We start from the raw sequence: 15,188 nt of genomic DNA on the forward strand, positions 1-15,188 counted from the left end.
CATTCAACTAGAAGTATTTTCTAGAGGGTCTGATTCCTGCTTCTGCCAAGAGAGTCGGCTCTTACTTGTCCACAGGCGTAAATTCGGGTGGAGCAGCACCCTATTTTTGAAGTCTGTACAACTATTTATTATTGTGGAAGCTTTTAGCCCTTCTTTAACCATTATTTTCAACCAATTTAACGAATCGTGGTATCCCGTTCGACCTTTTTATAGGCTGGTCAGTTTTAAATCGACCGTGGTTTACTGCTACACAAAACTTGGCTAAACTTATTTAAGCCTCACCCTTCAATCAGAATTACTCCTGAAGGGTCTGTTTCCTGCTTCACCCAAGGGAGTCGGCTCTTTCTTGTCCACAGGCGTTAATTCGGGCGGAGCAACGCCCTAATGAATTAATTTTAGTTGAAGCTTGTAGCCATGAGTCATCCACTATTTTCAACCAATTTAACGAAACGCGGGATCCCGTTCTACCTTGTGACAGGCTGGTCATTTTTGACTTGCACGCTCGGTTTACTCTCCCAGATAATTAAGCCTTTTTTTCGGCATTGATTTAATCATACCGCCCAGAATGTTAATCAGTCAAGTTAAGTATGACTAACTTTGGTGAACTTTTTGGCTATGCAAGTCCAACTCAGTTTTCAACTACTTATGACGATCGTAGCACACCTAGTAAAAGACTCATGAGCACCCTTGATTGAAATCTTGCAGCGTCTCTGAAGTCAAGGGAGGTTTGAGTCTCGCTTGACTTCAGCATCCCGTGTTTTTTATAACCGGGGACACTGCGATCTCACGATCGGGTTGAGGCCAAAGGTTTTGTTGTTTGTCACAGCCGATCGAGGTCACAAATCCCTGACTGACAGCACATAATGTACAAACAGACCAGAACTAATAACGAGAGAGCAGCCACCTTTCAATTGTACGATCGCAACCACCATTCTCGAAGAAATAAGTGAGAGTGGGCGAGGGGGAGAGTGCGAGAGTGGGAGAGTGGGAGAGTGGGAGAGTGGGGGAGTGAGGGAGTGAAAAAATCTGCCTTCTTCCCTCTTCCCTCTTCCCTCTTGCTTCCCGATAAGAAAGCGTTTTAAACAAGTCCCTCAATTACCGGATGGAAGTAGAACGCCAGCGCCAAAACCGTATAAGCTGCCAACAGCAAAGTACCTTCGAGCCAGTTAGAATTGCCGTCAGAACTGATAGAATTGGCGATCAGCACCGACACCGCAACCGCTACAAGTTCAAACGGGTTGAAATTCAAGTCCATCGGTTTGCCCAAGACAAAACCTGCCAAAACCAACACCGGGGCAACAAACAAAGCAATTTGCAAACTCGAACCCACGGCCACAGAAACCGACAAATCCATTTTATTTTTCATCGCCACCGTCACCGCCGTCGTATGTTCGGCCGCATTGCCAATAATCGGCACTAAAATCACCCCGGTAAACAGTGATGTCAGCCCCAAACGCGCCGTCGCTTCTTCGAGAGTACCCACCAACAGTTCCGACTCGACAGCTACCATCAGGGTACAGGCCAACAGTACCCCAATCCACAGCGGCAGATTGACTTTGTGGTCAGGACTGTCTGGTGCTAAGTTATTTTCGGCTAAATCTTCCAGCATTTCTATTTCTGCCACCCCTGCATCGTACAGATAACTGTGGGTTTTCATAGAAAACAGCAGCGTCAGCACGTAGACGACAATCAGCACTACAGCAACAGCGCTAGAGAGGTTCTGCATAGTTGCCGGAGGGATGCCAATAGAGGTGGCATTAACTGCCGTCGGCACCAAAATGGCAATCACGGCTAAGTTCATCGCTGAAGCATTCAACCGGGCGACTGTCGGCTGAAAATCTTGTTCTTTGTAGCGCAAGCCACCCAGCAGCATCGCCAATCCCATCACCAGCAACAGGTTGCTCATAATTGAACCGGTGATGCTGGCCTTGACAACATCTATGAGTCCGGCGTTGAGGGCGACGATGCCGATAATCAGTTCCGTGGCATTTCCAAAGGTAGCGTTCAGCAAACCCCCCAAATTGGCACCTAGGACGACGGCGATTTCTTCGGTGGCCGTCCCCATCCACGCGGCTAGGGGGATGATGGCTAAAGCCGAGGTGACGAAGATTGTGGAGGGTTCCCAGCCGAGAAAGTGTCCGGCGATGGAAACCGGGATAAATAACAGCAGACTGGAAATTATTGTATTTGTGTTTAGCATTTAGATTCTCAAAAGCTGCCAACCGTCAATCATAGCCTGTGACCAAATGAAAAAAAGGGTAAGGGCTTGGGATTTGGGTGTTGGCTTAAAGCTGGGGGTGGAGGATGGGGCGATCGCTGCATTGCGGCTTTCACGGATGTGACAAACTAAGAGAGGGATTTGTTTAGCCGATCGGTTCAATGGATTTTTGTATTCTACCCGCTCGATCGCATCAGGTTCCGCATTGTCTTGAGAGCAAAGTTGACTATTTCTGGGCGATCGTTTTTTCAGATATTCGTTCAGTGATATAATCTTTAAATATTGCCATTCTGCAAGTATAGCTATACATAATACTTAGGACTGCTTCAGCCATGCCTCTACAAGAAGAGATTGACAAAACAAGGCAAGAAATTCGGACAGATAGCTACTCAATGTCTATTGGCGAGTGGATCAGTCTTTATGAGAAGAAGGAAATCGATATTCACCCAGATTTTCAAAGGTTTTTTCGTTGGTCGGATTATCAAAAATCCACTTTTATAGAATCAATTCTTTTAGGTATACCGATTCCACCAATTTTTGTCAGTCAAAGAGATGATGGGATTTGGGATGTGATCGATGGTTTGCAGAGACTGTCAACCATATATGAATTTGTCGGTATTTTGAAACGAGACAATCAAGAGCAAGATACATCTTTTGTTGCCTTACAAGAAACTACTTATTTGCCTTCTTTAAAAGGTAAAAAATGGGACGCTCCTGACGATAAAGAGAACTCTTTAACTCAGGCACAGCGTTTATTGATTAAACGAGCCAAAATCTCCGTCAATATTGTTGAAAAAGAAAGTGATGAAATGATTAAATATGAGCTATTTCAGCGACTGAATACAGGAGGAGCGATTGCGACACCGCAAGAAGTAAGAAATTGCCTTCTTTTAATGTTGAATAAAAATTTATATAATTTAATGCGTTCACTTGCCGATCGGGAGTCATTTAAAAGCTGCATTGCTTTGAGCGATAGACTTTATGAAGAACAGTATGATATGGAATTAGTATTGCGTTTTATTCTTTTCTTCGATCGAGATTATGCAAGTATTCAAACGCTGGGCGGTGATGTTAGCGAGTTCCTAACGGCTAGAATGCGTGAAATGGCCATTAAAAAAGATTTGGATAGCAGCCACATAGAGAGAGCGTTTGATGTGACATTCAATATGCTTAATGAAGCTATGGGAGACGATAGCTTCAAGCGATATAAATCGGAGAATGATAAATTCCTGGGAGGCTTTCTCTTATCGGCATATGAGGTGGTAGCACTCGGAATTGGATACAACTATCAAAATCCAATTCCAACAGACCAATTACCTAATCGTATAAAAAGTATTTGGTCAAATCAAACTTATAAAAAGTGGTCGGGAGCTGGACTGAATGCAGCAAGACGCTTACCGTATCTTATTCCGCTTGGTAGAAAGGTCTTTTCCCCTTCATGAGCATCCGAACAGCGGAACAATTAAGCGATAGATTGGCAACGGATCTTGCTTGGCGAAAGAAGGAACTGTCAGAAATGAAATCTTTGATAGAAGCGAAAAATGTTTCTGACCAAAGACATAAAGTATTAGTTCGGAGTGGAGTATGTATTCTCTATTCCCATTGGGAAGGTTTTGTCAAGCTAGCAGCCAACTCTTATCTAGAATATGTTATCTCAAAAAAGCTTACGTATCAGGAGCTTTCTAGTAATTTTTTAGCTTTGGCCATGAAAGACAAACTTAAAGAGGCAAAAGAGACACATAAGCCATCATTGTATATACCTGTTTGTGAGTTCTTTCTTTCCGAATTAAATCAGAGATGTATCCTACCTAAAGATGTAATATCTACTGCATCGAATTTATCTTCTGAGATTTTAAAAGAAATAACTTATATTCTCGGAATTGACTTTTCAATATATTCTACTAAATCGGTATTAATTGATACCAAGCTTTTAAAGACAAGGAACGAAATTGCCCACGGTAATTATTTGGTGTTTGATAGGGAGGAATATCTAGAGCTACACAGAGAAATTATAGGAATGCTCGATATATTTCGTACCGAGATAGAAAATGCTGCTATTCAGGAAAAATTTAGGCGGGATTCACCTTAGATAATGACAACAGGAGCCAATAATTATCAGCCATATCAAGAAAACTAGATTTTTTCAAAAAAGAAATCGATCTGAAAGCTGCAAAGTGGCGCTCATCTCATTAAAATTATGATATTGGAAGTGGCAATTATTGATGCTAAGCCTAATATGACTGGAGCAACATAACATATGAGTGATATCGGTCTCACACACATCGCACTGCCCGTTTCTGATGTCGATCGCAGTATTGAATTCTACTCCAACTATGCTGGAATGCAGGTCGTCCACCGCCGCATTGATGCCAAAGCAGGTGTTGCTGTGGTCTGGCTTTCTGACTGCACTCGCCCTTTTGTAATTGTGCTAATTCAAACAGACTCCGTACATCCCGTTCTGTCTCCCTTTGCACACCTCGGAGTAGGTTGCAAAAGCCGCGAATATATGGACGAACTCTGTGACAAAGCACGTCAAGAAGGCGTACTGCTTGAGGAACCAAAAGATGCTGGATATCCGATCGGCTACTGGGCTTTTTTGCGAGACCCGGACGGTCACACGCTGGAACTATCCTACGGGCAAGAAATCGGATTTACAGTGGAGAAAGCTACTTAAAGTTATAATAAACAAATCGCCCTCCAAACCCGATCGTTTCTCATCGGGAAATAGACTGGAGAATCAAGTCAGGAACCTCAGCCTAAAGGCATGAGGCTTGGAAGAGAAATCTAACAAGCCGTTCTGACCAGCCTTGCGTCCGCAAGCGGACTATGTTTTTTGAGTCACGATACCGGAGAATGCGTAGCTAGTTTTCCGCTCTATCGCTCAAGGTTAAACAGTTCTAAGGTCACGCTTTACAGTGCTTTGGGCCTAACAAGCTCACTAAACTTTGACCGACAAGCTAACGTTACCCAAAAATGGGATGGAGACAACCATATCTCCAATGGAGGGGCAACCATACCCCTGGGCTCCGAAAGGGGTTTTGATTTAATGTAAAGCCGTCCTGGAAGGACGGGGTTTCTAACCCAGCAATTTTGATGACTGCAGCAATCATCGCACCACCCAGAAAAGAATCACCCCTTCTGTTTGAGGGACTCACTTGGAGAGAGTTCAAAGCAGTTGAGCAATTGTTAGACCGTCCAGGATATCGACTTTCTTTCCTGGATGGAGTTTTGGAGATTAAACTAATGCCTGGAGAACCCCACGAAACCGTTAAAGAAAGAATTGGTGCATTGTTGGAGCTTTACCTGCTGATGGCGGGGTTTGACTTTACTCCAACTGGCTCAATGACTCTGGAAAGTGAAACGGGTAAAGTCAAGCGAGAGGCCGATAAATCTTATAAACTTGCTCCCGGTCGTAGGCTACCCGATTTGGCGCTCGAAATCGTGTTTTCCAGTGGCGGGCTCGACAAGCTGGAGGCATACAAGCGGCTGAAAATTCCTGAAGTGTGGTTTTGGGAAGATGGATTGTTAGAGGTTTATCACCTGCGGGGAGAGGGGAATACACTTCATTATGAAAAGGTTTCCAGTAGTGAGGAGGTGAAAGGGATCGATTTGGATTTGTTGTTGCGCTGCATCAATATGGTGAATCATGTTGATGCAGTTAAGACTTTTCAACAGGCACTCCAAAAATAGCTGGGATTAAGAGACTTCTCCAAAAAAGCAGGTTTTGAACAGGCAGGATGCCTGTTCCACGATAATTATGGGAGATGTCTAATAGATCGTCGCGCACCCTTTAACCACCTCTGTTCGCATCTCAATATCCGCAACAAGCAATGAAAAATACCAAATGACACAAGTTGTAATTGTCGGATCGGGGCCAACTGGTGCGGCACTTGCTTTGCTGCTGGTAAAACGAGGTATTCGCACAACATTGATTGAGGCTGCAAAAGATTCGTATCGAGTGTTTCGCGGTGAAGGGTTAATGCCCAGCGGATTGGATGCGATCGCCCAAATGGGTTTATCCACTATCCTAGAAGGTGTTCCACACCGACAAATTGATGCCTGGGAGTTCGTTGTGGGCGATCGGCAACTATTTCGAGTTGATGAGCCAATGGGGTCAAATCGACCTTGTACGCTGGTATCGCAACCGCCTTTGCTAGAAACACTAATTTCAGAAGCTCAGTTGCATCCAGAGTTTGAATTTATCTCAGGTGTTCCCGTAAAAGATTTACTGTACAGCAACGATCGCATTGCGGGTGTAAAGCTAGGAGATGGGCGAGAGATTCCTGCTGCACTTGTGATTGGTACAGATGGTAGAAACTCGGTTGTACGACAGCGTGCAGAATTAGAGTTAGTAAAACAGCAGAATAGTATAGATGTTCTGTGGTTTAAACTTGCCGCTCATCCTCGGTTTGTGGCGGATAATGTATTTTATTCCATCCTGAATGGCGGTAGCGGATTCAGTGTCTTTCATGGGGCAGAATCAGGAAAACTTCATCTGGCTTGGGTGCTATCGGCAGATGACAAAACCGATTGGAAACACACAGACTGGGCAGAAACTTTCGCATCGCGATCGCCTGCGTGGATGGCAGAACATTTCCGCAACTGTGCGGATACGATCGAATCTCCGATGCGATTATCTGTTGTGGTTGGTCGCTGTCCGCGCTGGCATCGACCAGGAATCATACTTTTGGGGGATGCTGCACATCCGATGTCTCCGGTTCGCGCTCAAGGAATTAACATGGCGTTACGCGATGTAATTGTTGCCGCCAATCACCTTGTACCTTTATTGAAAGCAGGGGCTAATTACGAGGATATTGACTTAGCATTATCGCGGATTCAGGCAGAACGAGAACCGGAAATTATTCGCGCCCAACAACTTCAAGCACAAGAAGCGTGGAAAGGTGAACAACTGCGAAACAATGTATTTATACGTTTATTAATGATGCAAATTGCTCCCTTTTTGGGTAAACAAATTCAACAATTTTGGGTTAAAGGACAGTATGAATTGCGCCAAGGAGTAACAGAGGTAAAATTGGTTGTGTGAAAAGAGGAAATTCCAAATTAGGAGAAAATTGTATGCGATCGACAACTCTCAAAGGACCGATCGGCACTATTCACATCATCGAAGCCAGCCGCCCTGTCACCGCTGGGGAGTCGGAACCGCTGCCGGTGGTGTTCGTGCACGGTATGACGGTTTCTGCGAGCATCTGGGATGCCCAGCTTGCTCATGTCGCCGGTACCCGACGGGCGATCGCCCTTGATATGCGGGGACACGGTGATTCTGCACCGCCGGAGGACGGCAACTATGCGCCCGCCTCCTGTGCAGCGGATGTTTTGGCGGTACTGGATGGGCTGGGACTCGATCGGGTGGCGATCGTCGGGCACAGTTTCGGTGCTTGTATTGCCCTCGCCACAGCAGCCAGCGCACCGCACCGCATCGCGCAGTTGATCCTGGCAGATCCACCTGGAGATTTTACCAAGGTGCCTGCAGAGGTGCACGAGGCACGCATCGTCCCCTTCCAGAGGGCGCTGGAGATGGAGGATTGGCGGGCTGCTGTGGAAGCGGGCTTCAACGAGGCGCTGACAGGAAGCAGGGCTCATACGCGCGATCGGATACTCGCTTGCTTGGCGGCGACTCCACGGGATTGTCTGCGTGGAATGTATCGCGGGATGTTTCCCTTTGAAGCAGTTGATGCTCTCGATCGCTACCTAGCAGCCCCTGGAACACGAGCCCACGCAATTATTGCTCCCTCAAACACTTTTCCCTTCAGCCTCCACATCCTCCGTCCCACACTGACGACAACTACGATCGCCGATACTGGACACTGGCTGATGCTGGATGCGCCGGAGGCCTTTGCTAGGGAACTGGATATTTGTTTGGCAAAATAATCGATATGAATGACTCCTCGCTAAGTAGCTACAAACAGCAAATTCTTAATGACTTTAACAACCGTCAAAACTACGAAACTGAGCTTCATATACGGGCTGCAAACCGATTAGTAGAGTTGGCAAAAATACAACCCGGTCAGCAAGTTTTAGATGTCGCTACTGGAACAGGTTTAGCGGCGATTGCTGCGGCTTTTGCTGTTGGTTCCACAGGTCGTGTTTTGGGAACTGACTTTGCTTCGGGAATGCTGCTGCAAGCCGAGCAGAAAGTCGCTGTTTCGGGACTGACGAATATCAGGTTTGAGAAAGTGGATGCAGACGAGCAAGAGTTCCAGGAAAGCCAATTTGATGTTATTTTGTGTTCGTCGGCGATCGTCTATTTCACAGATATTCCGACATCGCTGCGTCGATGGCACAATGCTCTGAAACCAAGAGGGTTACTTGCATTTTCCTGTCTGGCAGAAACCTCCCCTACCGCGTCTGTCTTGTTTCGGAAAGTAGTACAAAGATACGGTATTGCTATCCCGAATCCCAATGAGTTACTGGGAACGCCGCAGAGGTGTTGCCAAATGCTTGACAATATCGGGTTTGAAGACATCGAAATCACGACTGAGCAATTTGGCTTCTACTTGCAAGATGCGGAAGCTGCGTGGACTGGCAATGGCAAGAGTGCATTCGGGCTTCAAAATGTGAAATGGTCAGATGAACAGTGGCAGCAGTGCAAGCTGGAATATTTTACAGAAATAAATGAAGCTTCAACCGCAGCAGGTTATAAGAACGATATCACAATGTTCTTTGTCAGAGCCCATAAATCTGGTCAAGTCGATGCACTCCTTACTTAACAAATCTTTTTTCAAAGTATGCAGCATATTCATATCGCTAAAATTTCCGAATTTGATGAGGGATTAATTATCCATTTAATTGAGGAAAGTCTGTCCCAAGGTTTTCAGTTTGTTGAAAGACTGGTTCGAGATTATCGTAATGGTTATAACTGCTTCGACAAGGTTGGTGAAGCTTTATTTATAGCGTCATCGCAGGAAAGAGCGATCGGAATTTGCGGCTTGAATCGAGATCCTTATTTCAACGATCCAAAAGTTGGACGATTGCGGCATTTGTATGTTGAGTCAGTTTGGCGGGGAAAGGGGGTGGGGCGTTTATTGGTCGATCGGCTGATTTACGAAGCCAGTCAGCATTATCAGTTATTGACGTTGCGAACAGATACGCCAGCAGCCGACAGGTTTTATCAAAAATTGGGATTCAAGACTCAGCGCAATTGGCAGCATACGACGCATCATTTACAATTGAGCGAGATAGACTGTGCGTGACTTTTAGTTTTGCCATAATTCATCGAGAGTTAAGTTGTGGGGATTTTTGAGGATGAAGGCGTTGTTGTCTTTGATTAAGTCACCGCTACAGAGAATCGGTAAGCGTTCTTGATAAGCTTTAATCGCCAGGATATAATCTTTGTCTGCGAGGGAGGTTTGAATTTTCCGCAATTTGTCAGCAATGACGCCTATTAAGGTTATTTCGCCACTTAATTTGTCAGTGTTGGGGGTGTGAATTTGCATGACAATTCCCTGTAAGGTCATATTGGGTAGTGAGGTGATCAAGTCGGCTAATATTTCAATTTGAGAGCGATTTTCGACAATTTCTAGGGTTTCCATGACTTCGTACATCCGCAGAGCAAAACCGCTGACTTCTGGTTTGAGAGCTAACAAAATTTCGTAGTCTTCGCCTGCTTCATTCTTGCGAGTCCAGATGGATGATTTGTCACCGTCTCGGCTTTGTTCGTGCCATCCATGTTTTTGTAAATAAGCAGCGACTTGAGGCGGTTCTAAGGTTTTGAGAATATCGGGGTCGCGGACTGTTACTATCATAGGAGTTCTCCTGATTCAATGCGCTGCATGAGAGTTTTTAAAGCGTCTGTGTTGAAAATGTTTTGTGTGGGTATTTGAACAGTGACAGTGTTTTGATTTTGGGTGGGCGGTAGCCCTCGCAATGATGCCCAGTAGCCACAATGGCGAAGGGAGAGTTCTTGTTGAGATTGGCGCAACCAATCCTCTTGGCTGTCGGGTACTAAAACGATAATCAGAATGCGGGGGACGAAAGGGTTTTCTAGCCTTAATTCTTCATAGTTTTTAACTTCTAGGGGATATCGGATAATTTCATTATCCAGTAATTTTCTGGAGGTGCATTTTATTTGGACATCTAGGCGAGGGCGGCGCGTTGATTGTGATGGTCCCAAACCTGTAATAATTACGTCAACTCCTTCTGCATCTAAGGGACGCGGGGCTATTTGGAATGAGTAGCTTGCCGTGGCTGTTACCGCATAGACATAAGCATAGCTAAATTCTTCTTTTTGGGTGTTGGCGTTCATCTGAAGGAAACTTTTTCATAGGTTGATATTATTTGGTTGGTGACAATGGAGTAGAGAACATCGGGGTCTAAATCAGCTCCATTTTCCCAGTAAATTGTCCCCCATTCGGGATTTAGTTTGACTTGTTTAAAGTAAGTCAAGTCTTGCAGGGGGGCGAAGATTCCGGTAAATTCGATTAATTGGCTGATGTCAACTACTCCCTCTTGGTTATCTTCAAATTTGAGGTGAAGTTGATAGTTTTCTAATGGTTGAACTGAGCTAATATCTTTGAGCATTGTTTATGCCAAAGGGGCAATAGGTTCTAATGGTGTTTGAAGTCTGGCAAGTTGCCAGTTTTGCATGAGCTCTGTTTGATGAAGGGCAGCCCACTCTACAACTAATCCTAAGATGCGAGGGGAAAGTTTGCCTTCTAGGATTGAGAGGGTTTCGATATCAATGATGGCTTTTTGTTCATTGTAGCGGGCATGAAAGTGCGGGGGCGGGTGGTGGTTATAGTACATCGTGATGATGATGCCTAAAAATCAACCCAGTTCTGGCATTAGATTGTCTCCTATACAATTCTTTCGGCGTCTTTTACCCGGTTTCGTAAGACTAAATCCGCTCAATACATTCTTGAATATTCCTTAAAACGTGCGTTTTGGTTCCAATTATACTAAAAAATCTACCTCGCTATCTGCTGTTGCTTCACCCCTGGCAACCGAACCAAAAACGCGCACATTTAACGCGCCTGGGTGAGTAGCAATTCTCAGGATATCGGAGCGCTTGGACTTCAGAAATTCCTCAATTCCCATAACTCCACGCTCTGCCGATTTTCCCGAATCATCGCCTCTAACTTGGCACTCTCGGCAAATTGCCTCTCCAACTTCGCCGTCAAATGCAGCATCTTCTCGTCCAAACCCTCCTTCTCCTCCTCCTCCGCCTCCGCCCCCACATACCTCTCAGGAGTTAAAACATAACACTTACCGTTTTGCTTTTTTGTTGCCTTTTGACTCCGCACAAGTGTTACAACTCTTTTGGAAAGTACATTTGCAGCAAATCTGCCCCGCCCCAACTCAACTGGCCTAAGTTCTCCAGGACTTAGGTAAAAAGCACCTAAAGTATGATGCGAAACTCGGGCAATACTCTTATTCTATAAATCCATCGGGCATTAAACCGATATCCACAACCGCTAAGATTTATTGCCAAAAATTAAATCTTTCCGGCGAAAAGTTGCTATTTAATGAATAAGACTTTACAATCCAGCAAGGTAAATGAAACTCTCAATGAGCAGTGCTGCAAGCACTAACCCGAAATGGGTCGCAAGTGCCAAAAAGCAGCAAAAGCTACATTTTTTAACTCTTTCAACAGCAAAGCATTGGCAAAAAACCCAGGGATCGACGGTTGGCATCTTGGAACGAATGCTTTGCTCGCAATACTACAAATGTATCAAAACTTGTCTGCCAAATTTAGCCCTAACCGATGCCTAGCTGTAACTCTTGCTGCGTAAGGTTTCAGTTTCTAATTAGGCTGGTTTTATTGTCTTTAACTACTTGAGGATTCGATCGCATGATTTCGTCTACAACTCAATCCGATGTGCTGCCTTTGCCTTCGCCAACCGTAACGGCTGCAACCCAAACCAGTGTGGCTGCAGCAACTGGGGTGTGCGTGACGGTTCACGGTCACTTTTACCAGCCACCCCGGGAAAACCCTTACCTGGACGCGATCGAACGCCAAGCCAGCGCCTCTCCCGCCCACGACTGGAACGAACGCATTGACATCGAGTGCTACCGCCCGAACGCCTTTGCCCGCATACTTAACGATCGCGGCGAAGTCACGGGGATCGTCAACAACTACGAGTATATGAGCTTCAACATCGGGCCCACCCTGATGAGCTGGCTCGAACGCTACGACGCGGAAGTCTACCAGCGGATTCTGGAGGCCGATCGCAAAAGCTGTCAGCGTCTCAACGGTCACGGCAACGCGATCGCCCAAGTCTACAATCACATCATCATGCCTCTCGCTAACGAGCGAGACAAATACACCCAAATTCGCTGGGGGATCGCTGATTTTCGCTCCCGGTTCGATCGCGATCCCGAAGGAATGTGGCTCGCCGAAACCGCCGTAGACTACGCCACCCTCGAAGTTTTAGTCGCTGAAGGCATCCGCTTCATTGTCTTAGCCCCCTCCCAAGCCGAACGCTGCCGCCCGCTAATCGGGCAAAACCACGAAGGGGAACATGGGCAAAATTCCGAATGGCACGAAGTCGGCGGGGGTCAAATCGATCCGACACGCCCGTACCGCTGCTATTTGAAGCCGGAAATGCGATTGATGGCTGACCACCAACTCTCGCCACTGAGCACTCACCATTTTGGCCGCAGGCACTTCCAAAATTCCGAAGCCCCACCTGCCAACACTCCCTACATCGATATCTTTTTCTACGATGGCCCGATCTCGCGGGATATGGGCTTCAACGACGTTCTCAGCAGCAGCCACCACTTGGTGGGGCGCTTGGGTCAAGCAGTACGGGGAGACCACCGACCGGCTCAATTAATCTGCGTGGCGACGGACGGCGAAACTTTCGGCCACCACAAACACAGTACGGAAAAATGCCTCGCTTACGCCTTCACAGAAGAGTTTCCCCGTCGAGGCTGGACGGTGACGAATTTTGCTCATTATTTAAGTCAAAATCCGAGCGCTTGGGAAGTGGAACTCAAACCGGTGACGGCCTGGAGTTGTTCTCACGGGGTCGATCGCTGGCAAGATGATTGCGGCTGCGGTGGTGGTGGCGAGTGGAACCAAAAATGGCGCCGCCCTCTGCGGGATACTCTCAATTGGCTGCGCGATCGACTGATTCCGATTTACGAAGAAGCAGGGCGCAAGCTGTTGAGCGATCCCTGGAAAGCTAGAGATGAATATATTGAGGTCATCCGGGATCGATCGCCCGCTAACGTTGACAGTTTCCTCCAACGCCATCAAGTGCGCCCCCTCGATGCCGGAGAACAGGTGGATGCCCTGCGACTGCTGGAAATGCAGCGCCACACCCTGTTAATGTTCACTAGCTGCGGCTGGTTTTTTGAAGAAATCTCGCGGCCCGAAGGCGTGCAAATTCTGCGCTACGCGGCCCGGGCGCTGGAATTGGCGGGCGAAGTTACCGGCATCCAGCTAGAAAAGGATTTTGTCGCTCAACTAGCCCTCGTACCCAGCAACGTTGACTATTTCAAAACAGGGGCCGAAGTTTACCGCAAACTTGTGGTGACAGCCCAAATTAGTCTCAGACAAGTGGCAGCCCACTACGCGATCAGTTCTCTGTTTGCCAAATATCCCCGCGAACAGCGAGTTTACTGCTATCAGGCCCTGCAGGAAGATTTCCAAATTCAGCGCATGGGCTCGATGACTCTGGCTGTGGGTCAATTGCAGTTAACCTCGGAAATTACGCGGGAAACAGAGGTTTATGTGTTTGCTGCGTTCCACCTCGGCGGCTGGGACTTCCACTGCTGCATTCAGCCTTTTGGCAGCCGCCGGTCTTACACTATGCTGAAAGAGCGGTTGTTTGGGGTTATGCAAGAAGCTTCGGCGGCCCACGCGATTCTGGAAATGGTGCGGCTGTTTGGGGATCAGTCCTTTAGCTTGCGGGATTTATTCGCTGAGGAACGCCACCGGATCGTGCAGTTGCTGAGTCAGGAAAATTTGACTCGGTTGGATCAGCTTTACACTCAGGTTTACCGCGAAAATTACGGGGTGATGATGGCTTTCCACCGAGACGAGTTGCCGGTGCCGGTAGAGTTGCAGGTGGCTGCTGAGGTGGCTTTGGGACACCGCTGTTTGACGGCGGCCAAGGCGCTGGAAGTGGAAACGGAGGATGTGGAACCGTTGCTGGCCGAAATTGAGGCGATCGCCACTGAAAGCGGCCATCTCCGCTGTCGGTTGAACGTTCCCGAAGTCAAGGAAATTTTGGAAAGGCTGGTTTGGCGATCGCTAGACAGGCTGCTGCAAGCAGGATCGGGCGCGGAGGATCGCTCGCCTGTCAAGTTGGAAGCTGATATCCGCACGATCGAGCGTTTGATTGCGGTGGGCGATCGGCTGAGTCTGGGTTTGTGTTTGGACAAATCGCAGGAACTGTATTTCGATTCTCTGTACAGTCAAATTGTGCCTCTGTGTTTGGGCTGGCTGCAACTGCAAGATGCCTCCGAGGGCGAGAGTGTGGTCGCTGCCGTTGCCTTGGGGATTGCAGGTTCCGGCGCCGGCTGGGACTTGTCTTCAATCCGGCAGTTGCTGGAGTTGGGTCAAACCTTGGCTGTTGATGTTGAGTGTTGGTTAAATCAGTTAAGTAAATAGTTTCTCGATTAGCCAAGGAAATCAATTCCCGCGCTTGAGAATCTGCCCGATCGGGGTTTAAATCCCGATCGGGCCTACGGGTTCAACCGAGAATCATCAACATTTCGGCTGACGTGGATCGTGGCTGGGGATCGAAGCAGCGACAGGGAACCGCCAACTTTGTTTAAGTTTTCGCTCTACTTGTGGGAAGATAAGAAGACTGGCGGCAAAGCGTACAAGTGTTAAGCACCAGTAGGCTTTGCAGAGTTTTGAAGAGAGAACACTAAATATAAGTCTGTCAGTAACTCAGGGCTAAAGCCACTGAGCTTGTAAGAGGAATCAAGCAAGCTGTATTGACCAGCCTAAGTCTTCACTGACTACGTTATTGGGGTCATAACACCGGAAAATGCGACG

General features: G+C 47.1%; 16 protein-coding genes. 9 read left to right on the forward strand and 7 right to left on the reverse strand.

Going from position 1 to position 15,188, the window contains the following annotated elements:
* Positions 1–1,078: 1,078 nt before the first annotated feature.
* Entirely contained in the window at positions 1,079–2,200 is a 1,122-nt protein-coding gene (gene cax, locus QUA00_RS25465) for a calcium/proton exchanger (RefSeq protein ID WP_333411595.1), read from the reverse strand.
* Between the two features lie 350 nt (positions 2,201–2,550).
* On the opposite strand from cax, the gene QUA00_RS25470 reads away from it, so the two are divergent.
* From QUA00_RS25470 to QUA00_RS25505, 8 genes are all read left to right on the forward strand, one after another.
* Positions 2,551–3,660, forward strand: a complete 1,110-nt coding sequence (locus tag QUA00_RS25470) for a DUF262 domain-containing protein (RefSeq protein ID WP_333411596.1) — start codon at positions 2,551–2,553, stop codon at positions 3,658–3,660.
* Positions 3,657–4,307 (forward strand): MAE_28990/MAE_18760 family HEPN-like nuclease, encoded by a 651-nt coding sequence (locus QUA00_RS25475; protein WP_333305877.1) that lies wholly within the window; start codon positions 3,657–3,659, stop codon positions 4,305–4,307. Before QUA00_RS25470 ends, QUA00_RS25475 begins: the two co-directional genes overlap by 4 nt.
* Before the next feature lie 168 nt (positions 4,308–4,475).
* Entirely contained in the window at positions 4,476–4,892 is a 417-nt protein-coding gene (locus QUA00_RS25480) for a VOC family protein (protein ID WP_333411597.1), read from the forward strand.
* Positions 4,893–5,311: 419 nt separating this feature from the next.
* Positions 5,312–5,908 carry a Uma2 family endonuclease gene (locus QUA00_RS25485; protein WP_333411598.1) on the forward strand — a complete coding sequence of 199 codons (597 nt, stop codon included), beginning with the start codon at positions 5,312–5,314 and terminating at the stop codon, positions 5,906–5,908.
* A gap of 154 nt (positions 5,909–6,062) precedes the next feature.
* A complete protein-coding gene (locus QUA00_RS25490) occupies positions 6,063–7,262 on the forward strand; it encodes an FAD-dependent monooxygenase (RefSeq protein ID WP_333411599.1) in 1,200 nt (399 codons plus the stop codon).
* A 32-nt stretch (positions 7,263–7,294) separates the two neighbouring features.
* Positions 7,295–8,107, forward strand: coding sequence for an alpha/beta hydrolase (locus tag QUA00_RS25495; protein ID WP_333411600.1), 813 nt, complete (start codon positions 7,295–7,297; stop codon positions 8,105–8,107).
* Between the two features lie 5 nt (positions 8,108–8,112).
* A complete protein-coding gene (locus tag QUA00_RS25500) occupies positions 8,113–8,946 on the forward strand; it encodes a class I SAM-dependent methyltransferase (protein WP_333411601.1) in 834 nt (277 codons plus the stop codon).
* An 18-nt stretch (positions 8,947–8,964) separates the two neighbouring features.
* Positions 8,965–9,429, forward strand: a complete 465-nt coding sequence (locus QUA00_RS25505) for a GNAT family N-acetyltransferase (RefSeq protein ID WP_333411602.1) — start codon at positions 8,965–8,967, stop codon at positions 9,427–9,429.
* A 3-nt stretch (positions 9,430–9,432) separates the two neighbouring features.
* On the opposite strand, the gene QUA00_RS25510 is transcribed toward QUA00_RS25505, so the two are convergent.
* From QUA00_RS25510 to QUA00_RS25535, 6 genes are all read right to left on the reverse strand, one after another.
* Entirely contained in the window at positions 9,433–9,981 is a 549-nt protein-coding gene (locus QUA00_RS25510) for a hypothetical protein (RefSeq protein WP_333411603.1), read from the reverse strand.
* On the reverse strand, positions 9,978–10,481 hold the full coding sequence (locus QUA00_RS25515; RefSeq protein ID WP_333411604.1) for a DUF4365 domain-containing protein: 504 nt from the start codon (positions 10,479–10,481) through the stop codon (positions 9,978–9,980). The genes QUA00_RS25510 and QUA00_RS25515 overlap by 4 nt, the downstream gene beginning before the upstream one ends.
* Positions 10,478–10,756 (reverse strand): DUF2442 domain-containing protein, encoded by a 279-nt coding sequence (locus QUA00_RS25520; protein WP_333411605.1) that lies wholly within the window; start codon positions 10,754–10,756, stop codon positions 10,478–10,480. The genes QUA00_RS25515 and QUA00_RS25520 overlap by 4 nt, the downstream gene beginning before the upstream one ends.
* A 3-nt stretch (positions 10,757–10,759) precedes the next feature.
* A complete protein-coding gene (locus QUA00_RS25525) occupies positions 10,760–10,993 on the reverse strand; it encodes a DUF4160 domain-containing protein (RefSeq protein WP_333411608.1) in 234 nt (77 codons plus the stop codon).
* Positions 10,994–11,128: 135 nt separating this feature from the next.
* A complete protein-coding gene (locus QUA00_RS25530; RefSeq protein WP_333411606.1) occupies positions 11,129–11,272 on the reverse strand; it encodes a nucleotidyltransferase domain-containing protein in 144 nt (47 codons plus the stop codon).
* Positions 11,251–11,478: a hypothetical protein gene (locus QUA00_RS25535; protein WP_333411607.1), complete on the reverse strand. Its 228-nt coding sequence runs from the start codon at positions 11,476–11,478 to the stop codon at positions 11,251–11,253. Before QUA00_RS25535 ends, QUA00_RS25530 begins: the two co-directional genes overlap by 22 nt.
* A 548-nt stretch (positions 11,479–12,026) precedes the next feature.
* Here QUA00_RS25535 and QUA00_RS25540 point away from each other — a divergent pair.
* On the forward strand, positions 12,027–14,795 hold the full coding sequence (locus QUA00_RS25540; RefSeq protein WP_333305866.1) for a DUF3536 domain-containing protein: 2,769 nt from the start codon (positions 12,027–12,029) through the stop codon (positions 14,793–14,795).
* Positions 14,796–15,188: the final 393 nt, after the last annotated feature.

Source organism: Microcoleus sp. T2B6 (assembly GCF_036700475.1).
GTDB lineage: Bacteria > Cyanobacteriota > Cyanobacteriia > Cyanobacteriales > Microcoleaceae > Microcoleus.

Bases quoted from the DNA above. Each gene is read 5' to 3' on its own strand.
- cax (WP_333411595.1), bottom strand. From the start codon at position 2,200: ATGCTAAACACAAATACAATAATTTCCAGTCTGCTGTTATTTATCCCG.
- QUA00_RS25470 (WP_333411596.1), top strand. From the start codon at position 2,551: ATGCCTCTACAAGAAGAGATTGACAAAACAAGGCAAGAAATTCGGACA.
- QUA00_RS25475 (WP_333305877.1), top strand. From the start codon at position 3,657: ATGAGCATCCGAACAGCGGAACAATTAAGCGATAGATTGGCAACGGAT.
- QUA00_RS25480 (WP_333411597.1), top strand. From the start codon at position 4,476: ATGAGTGATATCGGTCTCACACACATCGCACTGCCCGTTTCTGATGTC.
- QUA00_RS25485 (WP_333411598.1), top strand. From the start codon at position 5,312: ATGACTGCAGCAATCATCGCACCACCCAGAAAAGAATCACCCCTTCTG.
- QUA00_RS25490 (WP_333411599.1), top strand. From the start codon at position 6,063: ATGACACAAGTTGTAATTGTCGGATCGGGGCCAACTGGTGCGGCACTT.
- QUA00_RS25495 (WP_333411600.1), top strand. From the start codon at position 7,295: ATGCGATCGACAACTCTCAAAGGACCGATCGGCACTATTCACATCATC.
- QUA00_RS25500 (WP_333411601.1), top strand. From the start codon at position 8,113: ATGAATGACTCCTCGCTAAGTAGCTACAAACAGCAAATTCTTAATGAC.
- QUA00_RS25505 (WP_333411602.1), top strand. From the start codon at position 8,965: ATGCAGCATATTCATATCGCTAAAATTTCCGAATTTGATGAGGGATTA.
- QUA00_RS25510 (WP_333411603.1), bottom strand. From the start codon at position 9,981: ATGATAGTAACAGTCCGCGACCCCGATATTCTCAAAACCTTAGAACCG.
- QUA00_RS25515 (WP_333411604.1), bottom strand. From the start codon at position 10,481: ATGAACGCCAACACCCAAAAAGAAGAATTTAGCTATGCTTATGTCTAT.
- QUA00_RS25520 (WP_333411605.1), bottom strand. From the start codon at position 10,756: ATGCTCAAAGATATTAGCTCAGTTCAACCATTAGAAAACTATCAACTT.
- QUA00_RS25530 (WP_333411606.1), bottom strand. From the start codon at position 11,272: ATGGGAATTGAGGAATTTCTGAAGTCCAAGCGCTCCGATATCCTGAGA.
- QUA00_RS25540 (WP_333305866.1), top strand. From the start codon at position 12,027: ATGATTTCGTCTACAACTCAATCCGATGTGCTGCCTTTGCCTTCGCCA.